Annotated in this window: 14 protein-coding genes and 1 pseudogene; 1 reads left to right on the forward strand and 14 read right to left on the reverse strand. The window is 49.0% G+C overall.

Features of this window, described 5'->3' with window-relative positions:
• The 12 genes from NBH07_RS15970 to proS form a co-directional block, all read right to left on the reverse strand.
• The coding region (locus NBH07_RS15970) for a hypothetical protein (RefSeq protein ID WP_250833558.1) at positions 1-612 on the reverse strand (612 nt) is incomplete at its 3' end.
• Between the two features lie 15 nt (positions 613-627).
• Complete coding sequence (locus NBH07_RS15975) at positions 628-765, reverse strand: hypothetical protein (RefSeq protein WP_154394869.1); 138 nt, start codon at positions 763-765, stop codon at positions 628-630.
• Positions 747-2,336 (reverse strand): hypothetical protein, encoded by a 1,590-nt coding sequence (locus NBH07_RS15980; RefSeq protein ID WP_009017340.1) that lies wholly within the window; start codon positions 2,334-2,336, stop codon positions 747-749. The genes NBH07_RS15975 and NBH07_RS15980 overlap by 19 nt, the downstream gene beginning before the upstream one ends.
• 35 nt (positions 2,337-2,371) lie before the next feature.
• On the reverse strand, positions 2,372-2,992 hold the full coding sequence (locus tag NBH07_RS15985; protein ID WP_005857133.1) for a hypothetical protein: 621 nt from the start codon (positions 2,990-2,992) through the stop codon (positions 2,372-2,374).
• A complete protein-coding gene (locus NBH07_RS15990) occupies positions 2,958-3,896 on the reverse strand; it encodes a hypothetical protein (protein ID WP_226766733.1) in 939 nt (312 codons plus the stop codon). The genes NBH07_RS15985 and NBH07_RS15990 overlap by 35 nt, the downstream gene beginning before the upstream one ends.
• Positions 3,893-4,906, reverse strand: coding sequence for a hypothetical protein (locus NBH07_RS15995; RefSeq protein ID WP_009017339.1), 1,014 nt, complete (start codon positions 4,904-4,906; stop codon positions 3,893-3,895). Before NBH07_RS15995 ends, NBH07_RS15990 begins: the two co-directional genes overlap by 4 nt.
• A 46-nt stretch (positions 4,907-4,952) precedes the next feature.
• The gene (locus tag NBH07_RS16000) at positions 4,953-5,897 is read right to left on the reverse strand and encodes a hypothetical protein (protein WP_009275136.1); all 945 of its coding nucleotides are present in this window, start codon (positions 5,895-5,897) and stop codon (positions 4,953-4,955) included.
• 16 nt (positions 5,898-5,913) lie between these two features.
• A complete protein-coding gene (locus NBH07_RS16005; RefSeq protein ID WP_009275135.1) occupies positions 5,914-7,251 on the reverse strand; it encodes an OmpA family protein in 1,338 nt (445 codons plus the stop codon).
• Between the two features lie 36 nt (positions 7,252-7,287).
• Positions 7,288-7,674: a hypothetical protein gene (locus NBH07_RS16010; protein WP_005857143.1), complete on the reverse strand. Its 387-nt coding sequence runs from the start codon at positions 7,672-7,674 to the stop codon at positions 7,288-7,290.
• Between the two features lie 391 nt (positions 7,675-8,065).
• Complete coding sequence (locus tag NBH07_RS16015) at positions 8,066-10,864, reverse strand: hybrid sensor histidine kinase/response regulator transcription factor (RefSeq protein ID WP_005857145.1); 2,799 nt, start codon at positions 10,862-10,864, stop codon at positions 8,066-8,068.
• Between the two features lie 557 nt (positions 10,865-11,421).
• Positions 11,422-12,549: an AraC family transcriptional regulator gene (locus tag NBH07_RS16020; protein WP_005857147.1), complete on the reverse strand. Its 1,128-nt coding sequence runs from the start codon at positions 12,547-12,549 to the stop codon at positions 11,422-11,424.
• A 66-nt stretch (positions 12,550-12,615) separates the two neighbouring features.
• The gene (gene proS, locus NBH07_RS16025) at positions 12,616-14,097 is read right to left on the reverse strand and encodes a proline--tRNA ligase (protein WP_005857149.1); all 1,482 of its coding nucleotides are present in this window, start codon (positions 14,095-14,097) and stop codon (positions 12,616-12,618) included.
• Between the two features lie 108 nt (positions 14,098-14,205).
• Here proS and NBH07_RS16030 point away from each other — a divergent pair, with 108 nt between their 5' ends.
• The gene (locus NBH07_RS16030; RefSeq protein ID WP_005857151.1) at positions 14,206-15,309 is read left to right on the forward strand and encodes a Gfo/Idh/MocA family protein; all 1,104 of its coding nucleotides are present in this window, start codon (positions 14,206-14,208) and stop codon (positions 15,307-15,309) included.
• A gap of 4 nt (positions 15,310-15,313) precedes the next feature.
• Here NBH07_RS16030 and NBH07_RS16035 read toward each other — a convergent pair whose 3' ends face one another.
• Both NBH07_RS16035 and NBH07_RS16040 read right to left on the reverse strand, forming a co-directional pair.
• Positions 15,314-17,053 carry a ubiquinone-dependent pyruvate dehydrogenase gene (locus NBH07_RS16035; protein ID WP_005857153.1) on the reverse strand — a complete coding sequence of 580 codons (1,740 nt, stop codon included), beginning with the start codon at positions 17,051-17,053 and terminating at the stop codon, positions 15,314-15,316.
• Positions 17,054-17,125: 72 nt separating this feature from the next.
• Positions 17,126-17,683, reverse strand: a pseudogene (locus NBH07_RS16040) (cytochrome-c peroxidase); the annotation flags it as partial.
• Between the last annotated feature and the right edge of the window lie 48 nt (positions 17,684-17,731).

A 17,731-nucleotide genomic window follows, 5' to 3' on the forward strand; every position in this document is an offset into this window, starting at 1 on the left:
TATAGAACCCGCACATCTTTGGGTTGAATTGATGTAACAATAAATCATAGAACGATAAAATGAATAAACGACATTATGAACATACGTTACCCAATATACGAGGGAGTTTATCGAATACTTACGTATGAAATCAGTATGGTAGAAGCGGCGGGCGCTTTTGCTACGGATGCACTCGTAGGTGCCGTAAAACGAGGCGTTGTAGGCGGTGGAGCAAAAGCGGACTTGCTCGATATCCTCCTCCTCGGCCAGTTCCGGGAAACGGCGGTATAACAGTTTCAAGAACATGGCCAGATAAATACATTGCCAGTTCCGGTCGTCCAGCCGGAGTACGCATATGCGGTGGGCCTCCAACGTCTCGGAGAGATCGAAATAGATCCCGTACTCGTGTCGCCATTCCGTTCGCATCCACTGTCGTTCCAGATCCTCCACGAAGGAAGGCTTCATCTGGAAGCGGCCAATGGAGAAATCGGCTCCCTTTACCCCCTTTTGCTGGTAAAGCGCCTTGACGGCTGTTGTCTCCATAAAGTCCATCAAGGCCGAGTAACGAACCAATTCGGGGAAGACAACCGCCACGGCCAACTCCGTCCGGATACCGAACTCCGGGAAGATCAAGTTCCAGACCTCCCGTTATCCCGCCACGTACTTATCAGCTTCTATCCATTCCTTTTCAAAGATCTTTTGGTAATCCTGCGCCAAGGCGGTCGATCCGCTGAGAGCTCGCGCCAACAACGCAACGAGGAATACCGCTATAGTTTGTACGTGCATTTTTCAACACCTGCAGACGAGGCGATGATCCACACCAGCCTGTCGCTCTCCTTCTTGAAAGCCAGCGGATAGAAGGAGGTGCCGTCATGCAGGGTAAGCGATCCGTCGCGCGTGTAGGTCACCTTGCGTGTGCCGCTAGCCGAGGTCCAAGCTCCGTAGGTGGGTTCCGTCCGTGCCCCTTTCGCTTGGAAATCGCCGGGATCGTTCGGCCCCAGTTCCCGCTTCTTGCCGTTTTCGTAAAGGTATCTCTTGCCCGCATTGTCGGCGGTGTAGACGCGGCTGTTGTTCAAGAAGCCGTCGACCGACGTGGCGAAACCACTCTCCGCGTAAAACAGGTGCTCACCCTCGGGAATCTCAATGATCGTCTCCATGTAGACCGGCAACACCCGCGGTTGCGGGAAGTCGCGATACGCCTTGTGCAAGATATTGGTGTAATTGGTCACGGCGTTGAACGAGGCACGTTTCTCGGCGCAGGCCGGGATGATTCCCTCCTGCATCATCTCTTTCTGCAACTTCACGATGTCCGGATACATGGCCTTTACCCCATCCAATTGGGTTTGCAGGCTGTTGCGCCAGAGCTTGGCGGCACGGAGGCGATAGTTTTTCATCCGCTCGTCGGCACGGGCATAAAGTTCCTCAACCTTCTGGCTGTCGTCGGTCTCATAGATTTGGGCATAGAGGGTCTTTAATTCCGATTCGTATTCCCCGGCGATCTTCTCGCAACTCGTGATTGCGCCATCGCTCGCCTGTAGTATCTTTTTCATCTTCTCGGTTTGCTGCACGGTCATTTGTTCCAGCTTGACGAACTTGGCGTTGAAGGCTGTCGTTTTCTCGTTCGTCGCCTGCATTTTTTCCATCATGGAACCTAGGTCGCTCAGGTTGCCTTGGTTCTCCGCTAAGAAGGCCATCTTCTCCTCGTTGGTCAACTTGCCTCCTTTGGCTGCCTCACGTTTCTCCAGATTGGCGCCCATGGCCTCAAGCCCCCGGGTATCGCCTACCAAGGCGTTCTTCATCTTCTCGATCAAGCGTTCCTTTTCCGCTTCGGGGAGGTTCGGGTCTTCCAAGCTTTTCATTTCCTCCACCGTAATCCCGTTGATATCGGCCAACTCTACATAGAACTTATCCCGGAGGGCGATCATCTCCTCGTCCGAGCAGGTATGTATCGAATCCAGTTCCGTTATACGCATATCCACGGCTACGATCTTGCGGTAGTAGGTCGCACGGGCGGTTTCCTCCGGGTAGACGATGCTCTCGACGGAAGGCAACGGGGGAAGCTCGTTCAGCAAGGCCTCCGGCGAGTTGGCTCTGCTGGGAGCGATCATCTCGTCCCACGTGGCGGTAGCCGTGCGACGTTTTTGTAGCTTATCCGTGGGGGTGACAGATCGTGTCGGCTGATCGCCATCTCCACCGACGAAAGGCTCCTCTCCTATCTCGGCGGTATCATCCTTGGTACCTACTACGTTGCCCACTTTCTGTTTCAGTTTCTTCAAGAAACTCTGGCCGTGCACCTCCACCGGTATCCTGCAGAATATCGCAAGGGCGATTGCCATGATGTTCAAGATCTTTCTCATCGTTGTATTTGTTTATAAGGTGAATATTCTGTCGTCTATTCGTATCGGATACGCTCCCATTTCTCCACGTCATCCAAGCTTTGATCTATATGTATCTGGATGCTCCCGTCGGGCTTGCCTCCGAATCCCTCCTTGGGGATCGGGTCGTTCACGCTACCCTGGCTGCGGAAAGGGATCGTTCCCAATCCGCTGATGCTAAGCCCGTCGTTTATGTTCCCATCGATGACGATGAAATCTCGCGTGGCGTAATAATTCAGGTAGTGATCGGCTTTGAACGATATTCCCTCATCGCTGACCGTACCGGATACCGCCACGTTATGCTGCAACTGGAAATAGGTCTCGATCTCTGGCTGGGGCTTGTCGCCCGGCATCCATTCCCTGTCTCCCATGAATACTTCCGTGCTGGCGTAAACAGATTTGGTCGGTTTCTTAGGCATATTCACCACCACCTTCACCGGCAGGCGGTATATGTTGTGGGCCTGCGTGGGTTTCGTGCTGTGCTTGAAGCCAAGGCCCCAGCTCTCCGCCCATAGTTTCATATACGACTGGTTTATCCTTATATCGGAGGCGAACATCGGGGCGTCTCCAACGATCGTTGTTTGTCCGAAACGTAGCAGTTCCTTATCCACAAAATAGTGCGCATCCCAATTCTGCATACAACACCTCGGCGTCCAGCCACCCGATGTACTCACCAGCGAAAGTCCTGTAGAACTGCTGCTCCGTCAGTTTCTCGTTGGCCCCGTGATAACTCTTCTCCAGCTCCATCTTGATCTTCCATTGCTGTACGCACATCTCTCCCTCATAAAAGAAAGGAGCGTTGGCCGAACCGTTCACGCGCAGCACCCACGTCTGTCCTTTCGTTTGCGCGATCTGCCACAAGCGGTTGTTGGCGATGCGATAGAAACGGGCGAGCGAGACCAGATTGTCCTCGGCCACGCAGTTGATCCATTTCTGCTTATCCCGTTCTCGCGCGTTCAAGAAGATCTCGACACGCCCTTTCAGGCTGAAGATCTTACCCACCGTGCTGAGTGTCTTATTCACCAAGTATTTGTACGCCTCGCTCTTGAGCCGTCCCTGTATCCTCTCCGCCTCGTAATACTTGTCGCGATCCTTCACGCCGCTGATCAGCGCCAACGCGTCTCCCGCCAGGCCGTTCAACCCGCTCATGCTCACGAGGTCGTCCCAGAATTGCTCGTTCGTTATATCGTTCGGCTTGGCTTGCGCCGCCCTTTCGATCACTTGCCGCAGCGTGGCGAAATTCCAGCCCAGGTCGCTTAGGGCCCGGTTTACCGCCTCCTTCTTTTCTTTCAGGTCGATGGATCTGGTGCAGACCAACTCTCCCCCGAAGATGATGGGGCACTCTATATCGTTAAACGACTTAACCTTAAACGGGTTGACTCCGTAATACATGGTATAGGTCAACGAATGGCTTCCCGGCTCGCAAGGCAGGTTGATCAAGTCGAAGTTTATCAAGCTCCAATCCGATTGCGCTATCACCCGGGAAACAGCGGACAAGCAGAATAGCGTTATCACGGTAAATATGAATCCTATGCGTTTCATTTGTGTCCTCCTTTCCATACGTTCAGTAATGCTTGCAATCCTTTATTCTCCGGATCTATCAGCAGCCCCTCGTTCAGGTAGTAGGCGGCCTTTACGCTATCGCCGTTCTGTACGCTCAGCAACGAGGCACCGGCGAAATTGCGTGCGTTGAAGGGGTTCGCCTGTACGGCCGTCTCATACAGCATGAGCGCCGCTCCCACGGCCGTGGGTAATACGACCAAGGTGTCGGCGGCTTTCGCCGTCAGGTAGTCATCGTCGAAATTAAGGTAATGGTGCGGGCAGCTATAGGTGCTCAGGTGAAAATACTTGCGGTATTCCTCCTCCTTGGGGAGCAGCCTGCGGGCAATGGCCCTGAGCTCGCCGCTCGTAAGGTCCTGCCAATAGGAGAAATCCCATACGGTGGACGGGAAAGCGGGGTTGCACATCGCGTTGGCGTAGCATTCTCTCGCCTTATCTTCCTTTCCCTTGTAATCCCACGAGATGGCCTCGAAGAAGTAAGGGTAAGGCGACGCTATGCTTTGGGTAGCCAACAAGTCCCAAGCCTCGCTCCGCTCGCTGTCCTCATCCAATTCCATATTGACAAGCTCCTGGCTCAGTTTTTCGGTCATCGTATCCAGCTTCCCGGTTAGGTTGGTAAGCGCAGTAAGGAGTCCTCCCTCATCTTCCCATCCCCAATCTTCCATATCTTCCTCGTCCTCCTTGCGCTGTTTCTCTTCGGCGGCTTTCTTGGCGGCGGCCCTCTCGTCGCGCTGTTTTACGTAGATCAGCTCGCTCAACCCGTAGCGAAGGCTGGCCACGGCTACCACGGCTTGCCCGTAATAGTAGTTCGCCTGTAGCATATAGCCTTGCTCGTAAAGCTTGTTCCCTTTTTGGAACATCTCTTCGGCCTCGGCCATAAAAGCCGTTTCCGTAGGATAAGCGCCACTTTGCCCGGTGGGCAAGGAAGGCAAGACGAAAGCGAATGCTCCCATAGCGGCAAGACTGAGTAGTAGAATCGATAGCTTCTTCATGGCTTTCTTATTTGAGCGTGTTATACATTCTATATTATATGAATACCTATTTCACCAGTTTATAGCCCTCCTGAGAGGTCGGTATCAACGACGGATCGGGCGAGAAGGTGAGCAACGTGACGGAGGGTTGCGGTTTCATCCGTTCCGCATAGTTACCCATTCCGGCTCCTCCTTTCACGGAGAACTTGCGGTGTACCACAGCTCCGCTATTCTTTTCAATCCAGACGATGTCGGTCGTCTCGATATGTTTCAAGTCTTTAATCGAGTTGTCCATGCTGGATTTAGTGCCAAAGAGGTCTCCTATGGCTTTCATCCCGGCACTCAGGTCGTTCTCGGTACCAGTGACACGGGTGATCTTCTCACAATCGAAGCCGCCCCAACGCACGTCCTCTACCCCGACAGATTCTTGCGTGCTGGACTGGACAAAGCTATCGTCCTGTTCCACCTTCTTCTCTTTCTGAGCAGTATGGACAATGCCATACACATTCCCTATCTTGTCGCAAAAGAACGCATAATAGTCCGAGTCGGAAGTCGCCTTTAGCTGCGCCACCTTGTTTTTAGACGAAATCTGGTAAATCTTATAATCGCCTTCGTCAAGCAGGATAAGCGTCTCGACATTGCCAGAGTTGTTCCAGAAATGGTAATAAAGGATTTTGCCCGACTTTTGTATTTCCACGTTCACCTTGTTCCCCATTGACTTAGCTGTCAGTTCCATACGGAAGTTGCGAGCGAACCACGGATTCTCCTTGTCGATCGCCTTACGCTGGGCCGGCGTGAGCGACGGATCGACAAAGGCACCGTTATCCGGCCTGTCGCCTTGTTTATCCATTTCCAGATCGCTCCCCTTTTCGGAGGCGGCCGCTTCCTTCCGCTCCTTTACGGCCTCGGTAGCCGCACGGAGCTTCTCCTTGATCTTCTCCTTGCCGCCGCAAGCCGTCACCATCAAGACGAGGCTCGCCAAGCACATCAGTATGTAGAATTTCTTTTTCATATCGCTCACTTATTCGTTACATCTTGACAAACTCCACCCGCCGGTTCTTGGCACGACCCTCGTCCGTTCCGTTATCGGCGATGGGAGATGATTGTCCTTTGCCGGAAGCGGAGAGGCGATCGGCACTGATGCCCAGTTCAACCAGTTTACCTACGATGGCGTTGCTGCGGGCCTCGCTTAACGTCTGGTTGGAAGCCTCGTTGCCGGTGCTATCGGTATGGCCTTCTACGGAGAATCTCAGGTCGGGGTTATCGGTCATTAATTTGACGATACGATTGATCTCACCCATACTCTCTGGTTTGATGGTGGACTTGCCGACATCGAAGGTGATGCCATACGTGATGAACTTACCGTCGCTCATCATGCGGTCGTACAATGGCACTGCGCCTTTGGCGACACGTATGTTGCGGATGGAAGTGTTATTCGTAAAATATCCACCGCCTCTATAAAACTGTATGTCAAAATGTCCGGGTGCTACCGTATTCGGAATATTGGCATAGCGGATACCATTTATGTAAACTTTCATTGCCCGTTGATTGAAGGACAGTGAGAAGTGGTTCCATGAGTTCGGGATAGTCCGAAAAGAGTCATCGCTTCCGCTACGGCTGTTCTCCCCAGAGGAAGGAATAAAGTCCCATCTTAGGCGTGTACGATGGTCTGAAGCACTATAATACCAGTCGTCAAGATTGATAGTTTGAACACGACTTCCCGATTCGGGTTTGTAAAAACGTACGATATAGCAATTTTCCGGCTCATCATCTCCCTTTTTTGTAAAAGGCCCTACCCAAAAGTCAAATTCCAGCGTGAACTTTTCCGGCAAATAACTTTTCATATTATCGAATAGCGGTGCAATGACCGGATCATCCTGACTCACGCAAAGTATCACCTTATCGCCATTGATTTGAGCGATCTCAACAGTACCTTTTAATAAATCCCACTGGCTGAGGAATTCTCCTATCTGTTCCCGGGTCACATCATCCTCAAAAATAATCTCATCCCCCGGCACGAAGTCACTCTTGGCATACGTCATTTCGAGTGATTGCTGTGGTTGTTGCTGTTCCTGCTGTGCCAGATCTTCCCCATCATCCATAGTTTCAAAATTCCCTTGTGAATTTGTACTTGTTGGTGGCTCCTCCTTTTCATTATTATTATTCCCTTTCCCCGTCACCACATCCTCCGCTCCCTCGAAAGCCTTGTCTACGGTCTGTTCCACTTTCCGTTCCACGTTCCTCTCCGTTGCCCGTTTGGCACTCTCACCCGCTTTCTTGAGGAGTTTCTTTCCCCATTGGGCTTGCACGTCCATTGTCCCGATTAGGAGCAACATGGCAGATAAAATAAATACTAGCTTTTTCATTTCCTTTAATTCATTAGATTAATAATTCATTCCTATTTATTTACCGAAACACCTTCTGATGGATCGGTCCAGATTTATCAAGGATCTCCGAAAAAAGCGAGAAACCTTCTTACGGCACGATATCCCTTTTTTACGTTCTTCTTCCATTTGCTCGGCCACTTCCTCGACACGTTTGATCCGCTCGTCGGCAGTGGCAGGCTCGTCACGCGAGATGCGCTCATCGATGACCTCGATCACCTCCTCATAAGAAAGCAAAGGCTTCTTGTGTTTTTCTTCTTCCATACTCGAACCAGATTTGGTGAAACGTCCGATTTCTTTATTCGCAAAATTAGCCCCGAGAGCGATCGCCCGTGAGGAGAAATGACGCATTCTTATAGGATAATCGACGCATTTCACTAGGACAAACCAAGAGAATCTGCGCATTGAAAATAATTAACTAATTAAAGAGCAGTCGATTAGAAATGCTAGCCGGCCGAATCGCCTCCGATAGAATCTATGGAAGAATAACAATGGGCATTATTAGCTCCTTATAATGCCCATTGTAAGCACGTCACGTTGCCCATCGTAACAGACGCTCTATAAACAAGAGTTATTCTTGAGGATGGATTGTACCCGGATTGGTTTATAATATATTTCCATGTACAGCCGACGCCACCCGACCTATCCCGGTGATTTACCAAAGTGGCTATCTGACCATCAAGGATTTCAATCCGGAATTCAATATCTATACCCTCGGATTTCCCAATGATGAGGTTAAATATGGATTTCTCAATTTCATAGCCCCTTTCTACACGGAAGTACCCGCTACACGGAATCATTGAATGAGGCTTTTCCTGTATTGCGAAGGCGTTACATTGAAGATCTGCTTGAAAAGGCGGGCGAAATAATTGGCATCCTCGAAGCCGCATTTAAGGGCGATGTCGCCGATCAGTTCCTCGGTAGAGGCCAAGAGGCGTTTGCTCCTCTCCATGCGCATCTGCAGGATATAGGCGGAAGTGTTGTAGCCCGTGATGGCACGGACCTTGCGATTCAACTGGGATCGGCTCATGCACATCTTATCGTCTACCATGTCCGAGTTCAAGCCATGGTTGGATATCAACGCATATATATAATCATTCAGGCGAGCCAAGAAGTCTTGGTCGGCAGGGTTTAGTTTTACATTCAGTTCTGTCCCCTCACGCATAGCCTTGGAATACTTCTCACGCAGCAAACGACGCTGTTCCAGCAACTTTGTTATCCGGATATTCAGCTCTTCCGCATTGAAAGGCTTCTCCAGATAAGCGTCCGCCCCGACTTCTAAGCCACAGACACGTTCCTTTCCTCCTGATTTTGCGGTAATGATAATGATCGGAATATGGTTCAACACCTCGGATTCACGTACCCGCCTACATAACTCATAGCCATCCATCTCGGGCATCATCAAGTCGGTGAGGATCAAGTCCGGCATTTGCTCCGCCGCTATCTCCAGCCCCTCCGCTCCGTTTTGCGCATATATTATTTGATACGCACCATTAAGCAGCCGGCCGATATAATAAGAAATGTCCGCATTATCTTCCACGATCAATATAGACGGGCGCATAGACGTGCTATCCGGCTCCATCGTCGCATCCGGCAGTATCACGGTCTTGTCCGGTTCCGGATGAGAGGCGTTATCGTTAGATTCCTCGCCGGGTACCCAACGTTCCCAGAAGGAGTCGCCATGTCTCAATGGCAACATCACGACAAACTCAGAACCAACCCCGGCCGTACTCTTCACGCTCACCCGGCCCTCCATGCTCCTCACCATCTGCCGTACCAAAGAAAGGCCGATCCCCGTGCCCATCGTGCCTGCCCCTCCGGTCTCACCTAGGTAAAAAGCCTTGAAGATATGCGGCAAGTCCTCCTCGGCTATACCGCAGCCCGTATCCGCCACATGCGTGACAAGCATACTCCCCACACACTCCATCGTCACGACAACCCTCCCACCTCTCGGCGTGAACTTGATAGCGTTACGGAGTAAGTTATCCATGATCCTCCGGAAATACTCGGGCACGAAATCCATGCTGATAATCGTCTCCGAAGGAGTAAAACAAAGGTCTACCTGCCCTTGGCGGGCATACGCCCGGTTATCTTCCACGATCATGCTCGTATAAGCTACGATATCTCCAGTCCTCCATTCCGGATCGCCAATCTCAGATCTCACTTTCGCCACTTCCAATAATTGGTTCACCAATTCCAGCAGGTTCTTTCCCTGCCGTCCAATCATATTCAGCCCGGTCTTGAGTTCCTCCTCGCCTATTCCCCCTTTCCGCAACTCTTCCGACACACCCAAGATAACCGTCAGCGGCGTACGAAACTCATGCGTGACATTCGTGAAGAAATTGGCCCTCACCTCCTCCATGCGCCGCATCACCTGCTGATTGCGGGACTTCATCCGCAAGGCATACCATAAAAAGCCCATCGCTACCACCGTAAGGAAGAGTACGATCAAGCAAGCGATCAGGAAAATATTCTTGGTACGCTGCCCCATCTCATAATTCTTCTGTATCAATGAAAGCTTCCGGTTGCTCCTCTCTTTCTCGTAGTCCACACGGAGGTTCTGTATATGGTTCATATTCTCAGTATTTCGCATGCTATCAGCATAAGCGAGACTTGATGTATAAGCGTTGAGGGCATTCTTATAATCACCCAGCTTCTTATAACGCAAGTAATCCAGATGATACACGCTCGACAAATGCTTCCACGCCCGCGGCACCTTAGCGGCACCCTCCGCATGCTCCAAGAAAGCCTCCGCCATTCGCAGATCTCCCTTGTAGATATTCACCCGTGCCAAGGCCAGGCACGATTCCAGCCAATGATACAGATCGTTGTCCGCCACCATAAGGTCGTATGCGTTACGATATTCGCGTATCGCCTGATCCCATTGTCCCTTTTTCTCGAACAAGCGTCCTATATGGTTATGGCAAAGCGAAATGCCGACAACAGACCCGGCCGCACGATTATGCTCCATAGAATAATTGTAATAAACAAAAGCGGAATCCATCATGCCACGCATCTCGAAGATAGAGCCAAGGTTCGCATAGTTCATGGCCAAGCCGAGATCACTATCCAAGGTACGTTCCTCTTCCAGCGCTATTCGGAAAATACTGTCGGCCATCTCGCAATTTTCCAATGTTAGATACACGTTTCCGATACCACTCAAGGAAATGGTCCGGTTTTTTCTTGCTTTATAGCTTTCCTTATCACCCAGTCTCTCGCACAACGACAATGCCCTATAATGATAATTGGAGGCCTCGTCCATGATACCTAACCGCCGGAAGTTCGTACCGATATTATTCAAGGCCTGTATGACCTCCGAGGTATCTTTCCTTTGCATAGCCAATCGCAAGCCTTCCCGGTGGCATCCTATCGCCTCATTAAAACGGGCCGCTTCCCGGTAACGTACCTCTAATTCCTTATAGGCGAGTATCACTCCCAGCTCATTTGCAGTTCTCTCGAAATACCTTAGACATGATTGTAGAGAATCGATGTCCGGACAGGCCGAGACCACACTATCTATACCCACCTGATCATTTTGGGAAAGACCAACCTCTCCCTCTCGATGACAAGAAGGTATCAGCGAGAGTATCCACATCAATAAAATGCATATAAAACAAAAATGCTTTATATACAAAAATACTTTCAGAAGTAAACAAACAGATTCAATCGATACCGCAAAGAGAGTGTTTATTTCCCGAATCACCTAAAACAAGATGTTTAGAGAAGTCCGAAAGCTGTATATTCAGACTGATTTCATGATGAAATGGAGTAAAATCATTAAAAAGAAAGAGAAACGTGGTAGATATTTTTTCATAATGCCTCGAAGATGTACATCCGGTAAGCCCCGATCCGGATAGTATTAATATGAGGAAAGCGTGGGACTATTAACTTATTTAAGAGATAGGCTCTGGTAAACCCGTACGGTAAATAAGCAACAGCCCACGCCCTTTGTCCATATACGTATAGCATATAACAATGACGTGAAGAGTACAACTTATTCTCCCGTGAAAAATTTACCAGATTTTATCTCTGAGAACGAAGCTAAACACTTTCCTAGTGTCTAAATATGTCCGCTATCTGACGATAGCGACACAAATATAGTAATAAAATCAGACCCGGAAAGAGTTTATGTACTCTTTTTAGCTGTTGCGTTTATTGATCCGTATGTTTTTTTACCGAATTAAGCCACTGGGCGGGAGACAAACCCTCTACCTTCTTAAATGCCAAGAAGAACGTGGAACGAGTCCGAAAACCACATTCCTCATAAAGGCTATCTACCGTATGACCAGCATTCTCCGGCAGGAGCAACCTTCGCTTGGCTTCCCCCACTCGCATCTCGTTGATAAGCTCGAAGAAGTTCTGTTTTAAGTATTCGTTGATCGACCGAGAAAGTAATTTTTGGTAAATACCAGTCTCTCTCGATAAGATGGATAAGGAAAGGTCCTTTCGCAGGAAAGCATTTGTTGTCTCCAGATACTCTTTCACTTGGGAACATATATCTCTCATTTGTTCCTCGTCTGGTATAGACTGAAACCCTACCGTCTCATCCTTAACGAGCATCCGTGACGTTCCTTGGATATAAGGAACAGTTGGATGAGCAATAAAATTATAGACGAGGAAGCTCATCGCCATCACATTCAATATCTGTATCAACCAAGCATCAGTCCGAGGCCAAATCGCATAGCAGGTCATCACGGTGACAAACAAGGCAGCGAACAGGATCATAAGTTTCGGAATCCATTCCTTTTGCATGTATTCGGCATCAGACCAATTATCCTTTATATACTGCTTCTTCCGGTAAAGATAAATAAAGATAGCGACAAAATAACCGATCATCTGCGAGGTAATCACGGCAGCGTTAAAATCACCGATCCAAGTATCATCACCGGTGACCTCATGAAGTATACTCTCCATACGCTTCCGCATAGGAATGGATAACACGATAACGACACAGACAATCGCCGGTAAAAAATGCAACAATTGGACAGGCTTGAAACGAGGATCAAGATCAAAGTTGCGGCGGGTAAATAACCACAGCAACGGCATCAACAGCGTATTGACCGAATAACTGATAGGGAAAAAGAACAACGTTATATCATGCCAACCAAGCATGCGGCTCATGTTGTAAATATAAACAGGGATGTTAGGAAGAACGATAATCGCTGCGGCATAACCACTCTCGCCACGAAACCGAGTGGCAATCAATAACAACATCGCCAATAACACCAAGATAATGATGCTACTAAAGTTAACGACAAGTATAAATTCGTGGTAGCTCATTTTCTTAGAGAGGGATGCCCTTCGGTTAAAGCATCCCTCATTTTATTTCATCTTTTAGCATAACAATCAATAAGCTCTGGCGAACAGTACCCGACAAGCCGACGGTTTACCTGTCACCATACACTTACCCGGAGTCTTATCTCCAGCTAAAGGAATACAGCGGATCGTAGCTTTTGTCTCGTTCTTGATCAATTCCTCTGTCTCTGGGGTTCCATCCCAGTGAGCCATGATGAAGACGCCATCCTCGATCTTCTCCTTAAATTCCTCATACGTATCTACGTTTATGATGTTAGCCTCACGGTGATCGTACGCTTTCTTGAAGATATTCGCTTGGATTTCCTCCAACAGATTCTTCACGTATTCCTCAATGCCATCACAAGTGATCGTTTCCTTCTCCAAAGTATCACGGCGCATCACCTCGATTGTATTATTTTCCAAATCACGACCACCCATAGCCAAACGCACGGGAACACCTTTCAACTCGTACTCAGCGAACTTCCAGCCCGGCTTCTTATTATCAGCGTCGTCATATTTCACGGAGATACCCAACGCCTTCAACTTAGCCACGATACCAGCGACCTTCTCGCTGATCTGCGCTAATTGCTCAGCGCTACGATAAATCGGGACGATCACAACCTGAATCGGAGCCAAATGAGGAGGCAATACCAAACCGTTATCATCGGAATGAGACATAATCAACGCACCGATCAAACGTGTGGAAACTCCCCAAGAAGTAGCCCAAGCATAGTCGCTCTTGCCGTTCTTGTCGATGAAAGTAACGTCGAAAGCCTTACCGAAGTTCTGTCCCAAAAAATGGGAAGTTCCCGCCTGCAAAGCTTTTCCATCCTGCATCATCGCCTCGATCGTATAGGTATCCAAAGCACCAGCGAAACGCTCGCTCTCAGACTTCACGCCCTTTATTACTGGCATTGCCATATAATTCTCAGCGAAGTTCGCGTAAACCTCTTGCATCTTCTTAGCTTCTATCTCCGCTTCTTCACGAGTAGCGTGAGCGGTATGGCCTTCCTGCCACAAGAACTCAGCCGTACGAAGGAACAAGCGAGTACGCATCTCCCAGCGCATCACGTTCGCCCATTGGTTGCACAAGATAGGCAGGTCGCGGTAAGACTGAATCCAGTTACGGTATGTATTCCATATAATGGTCTCCGAAGTCGGGCGAATGATCAATTCCTCTTCCAGTTTAGCTGCCGGATCTACGACAACCCCCGTACCGTCATGATTTGTCTTCAAACGATAGTGAGTAACCACGGCGCACTCCTTGGCGAACCCTTCTACGTGCTCAGCTTCTTTGCTTAAGAAAGACTTCGGGATCAGCAAGGGGAAATAAGCGTTCACATGACCGGTTTCCTTGAACATATCGTCTAGGATACGTTGCATCTTCTCCCAGATAGCGTATCCGTAAGGCTTGATCACCATACAACCACGCACGGCGGAATTCTCCGCCAAATCTGCCTTAATTACCAAATCTTGGTACCACTGCGAATAGTTTACACTTCTCGGTGTAAGTTCTTTCAGCTCTTTTGCCATTTCTTTATATTTCTAAATTATACTGTTTTCCTTAATCTGAATAAGTAATGGGTTGCAAAGGTAAGAAATAATCGTATATCTTTGTAAAAACTATATATAGATAATATCATGAATATACACAAGATCACACGTTACTTACTTATGTTATGTGCATTTACGTTCTTAACTCTCACGGCGAAAGGGCAAGATGGAGAGCCTTTGCGACTGGCCGTGGCAGGAGTATCCCACGGACATCTATGGGAGGTGATAAGCCGTTTGGATAGAGGCGATTTCAAGATTGTAGGAGTCGCCGAGAAAGATGATTACTTACGGGAACATAACGGTCTGCGGGATAAGCTGGATCCTAACCTATTCTATGCGGACCTTGGCGAGATGCTGGATAAGACCCATCCGGAGGCGGTCATCGTATACGAGCCGATCCACGACCATCTTCGTGTGGTAGAGGCTTGCGCACCGAGAGGCATACATGTTATGGTAGAAAAGCCATTAGCCGTCAATAACGAACATGCTACCCGAATGGCATCGCTCGCCCGTGAGAAAAATATCTTGTTGCTTACCAACTACGAGACTACGTGGTATAATACCAACCATGAGGCATTCCGCCTTATCGACAGCGGTGCTATCGGGAAGATCGATCGTATCAACGTATACGACGGGCATCAAGGTCCCTTCGAGATCAACTGCGGAAAAGAGTTCACGGACTGGTTAACCGACCCCATGCTGAATGGCGGCGGGGCAGTTATCGATTTTGGATGTTACGGAGCCAACTTAGCCACCCGTCTCATGAAAGATGAAAAGCCTCTTAGCGTATACGCCGTACTACGGCAGAATAAACCGAATCTTTATCCCAAGGTAGACGATGACGCAACTATTATCGTGGAATATCCTTCCGCAACCGTCCAGATCATGGGATCATGGTGTTGGCCGATGGGTAGAAAAGATATGCATATCTATGGCGACAAAGGATATATTTACCAAGATACGCCTAAGGAAATGCGAATTTATACCAACGGAAAGGAGCGCCAAGAAATAGCACCTTCCTTGAACGCTCCTTATAATGATTCCTTTTATTTCTTGAAAGCCGCTGTCCGTAAAGAGATTGACGTACCTCCCACGGACCTTTCCTCGTTGGAGAATAACCTAATGGTAGTGCGGATATTGGACGCTGCCATTCAAAGCGCGAAATCTAAAGCGGTTATCCAGCTCTTTTGAGAGTTTAAAACACATCTTTCCAATGTTTTAGATTCGTATCGATGGTATCCAAGACCTCCTTGCTTCGCCCCTCCATCATTAACTTATACATGGTCTGGGCAAAACCAAGCATTTGGGAGAACTCAATCTTGGGAGGCATCGCTAATGCGTTCGGATCGGTCATGATGTTAACCAAGGCCGGTCCGTCAGCGTTAAACACTTTCTGCAAAGTGGGGAATACATCGTCGGGGTTGATCACGTTGTAGCCCGCCATTCCCATTGAAAGGGCGACCCGGGCGAAATCCGGGTTCAGCATCGTGGTCTGCCAATCCGGCAGTCCGGCCACCTCCATCTCAAGTTTTACCATTCCTAGGGAACGGTTATTAAATACGATTAATTTAATCGGCAAATGGTATTGCACGATCGTAGCAAGGTCGCCCAACAACATTGAGATACCTCCATCACCACACAACGCAACGACTTGCCTGCCGGGATAAGCCAATGCCGCCCCTATCGCTTGCGGCATGGCGTTCGCCATCGAGCCATGATTGAATGATCCCAACATCTTCCGCATACCCGTAGCTTGCAAATAGCGGGCACCCCATACACAAGTCATACCCGTATCCACGGTAAATATGGCGTCGTCCGAGCTAAGCTCGTCTACGACCGAGATCACGTACTCTGGCTGTATCTTCTCTTCTTTCCCCCGGACAGCGGCGGCAGAACGGAGATTTTCCCGAACTTTCTCATATTTAGCCAACTGTTCCCGCAAGAAACTATCATCTTCTTTCTGGTGAATCAACGGAATCAACTCATCCAAAGTATCCTTCACATCGCCACAAAGCCCCAATTGTATCTTGGCACGACGCCCCAGACGATTCGGATTGATATCCACCTGTACGATCGTGTTGCTCTCTGGCATGAATGCCTCGTATGGAAAATCGGTTCCCAACAACACCAACACCTCTGCCTCATGCATACTATAATAGCCGGAAGGCATGCCCAATAGACCGGTCATCCCCACCTCGTTCGGATTATCGTATTGGATCTCCATCTTACCCTTGAAAGAATAGGCTACCGGAGCATTCAGTAATTTAGCCAACTGCACCAATTCCGGAAGGGCATCTTTCGCCCCTATTCCACAATAAAGTGTCACTTTCTTCGCATTATTCAACAAATCCGCTAATTCCCGGATTTCCTGTTCGGCGGGACAAACCCGTTGTCGCGTAGGAAAAGAAAAGGTAGAGGACAAACCCGCTGTAGCATTCTCTGCCGCCAAGTCACCGGGAAGTCCGATCACCCCGACCCCACATGATGAAATCGCCGCTTGCATAGCGCCTTGAAGCATCCGGGGAAATTGTTCCGGCGTAGTGGCTACTTGGTTATAATAGCTACAATCATCGAATAATTTGATCGTATTTGTCTCTTGGAAATATTCCGTACCAAACTCCCGGGAAGGGATCGTGGAAGCGATCGCCAAGACCCGTGCTCCGGATCGTTGGGCATCATACAGCCCATTAATTAAATGTACATGCCCGGGGCCACTACTACCTGCGCAACAAGCCAACTCGCCTGTCAACTGGGCCTCCGCCGCAGCGGCATAAGCCCCCGTTTCCTCATGACGGACATGAATCCACCGCAATCTGCCGTTTTTCCGAACAGCCTCGTTCACCTCATTCAGGCTATCGCCTGTCACGGCGTATATACGTCGTACGCCTGCTTTTTCCAGCGTATCCACTAACTGGTCCGCAACTTTCTTCGCCATAGTTTAAACTCTTCTTTTTATTTTATAAGAAAACTATCAAGGGCTGGAGAAAGTTTTTGGAAAGACTGATTTTTATTTGATGCAATCCGTCAATGTTCGTAAAAAAGCGACAATCGCAGTCTCCTCTTCCTGAGATAAACCTAAGTTCCCCAGTTCATCCTTATTTACGGTCTCGGGATATTCCGCCGGGGGGAAATCCTCTACATCCCTTACGTTATAAAAATGTACGATCTCCTCCAAGGTCTTGAAATATCCATTATGGCCATATGGAGCTGTCAGAGCGATATTGCGGAGCGTAGGCACACGGAACTTCCCGTATTCTTCCGGATCACGCAGTCGTGAGCCCAAGCCAAGATCCATCGTATCCTTACCACACGTATTATAGGGAGCCGAAACCTTAAAGAATGGATTGCCCGGATTTGAGGGAATCCCCAGATTATCATAGGTATGATCGGTGAATAGCACCTTCCCGGCCCGTTCGTCGGGATCCAAGATATGGCACTCGGCACATAGCCCTTTTTCCTTGAAAAGCTCATAGCCTAGTTTCTCCTCTTCTGTTAATTGACATTTGCCGGCTTGCCAAGCATCGAACTTCGAGGAGAATGGATTCATCTCGGCGGAACGCTCGTAGAGGGCGATCACCTCGTTTATATAGTAAACATATCACCAAATGTACGA

Origin of the sequence: Parabacteroides sp. B2-S-102, from assembly GCF_023656665.1 — a bacterium.
In the GTDB taxonomy this organism is placed as follows: Bacteria; Bacteroidota; Bacteroidia; order Bacteroidales; family Tannerellaceae; genus Parabacteroides; species Parabacteroides distasonis.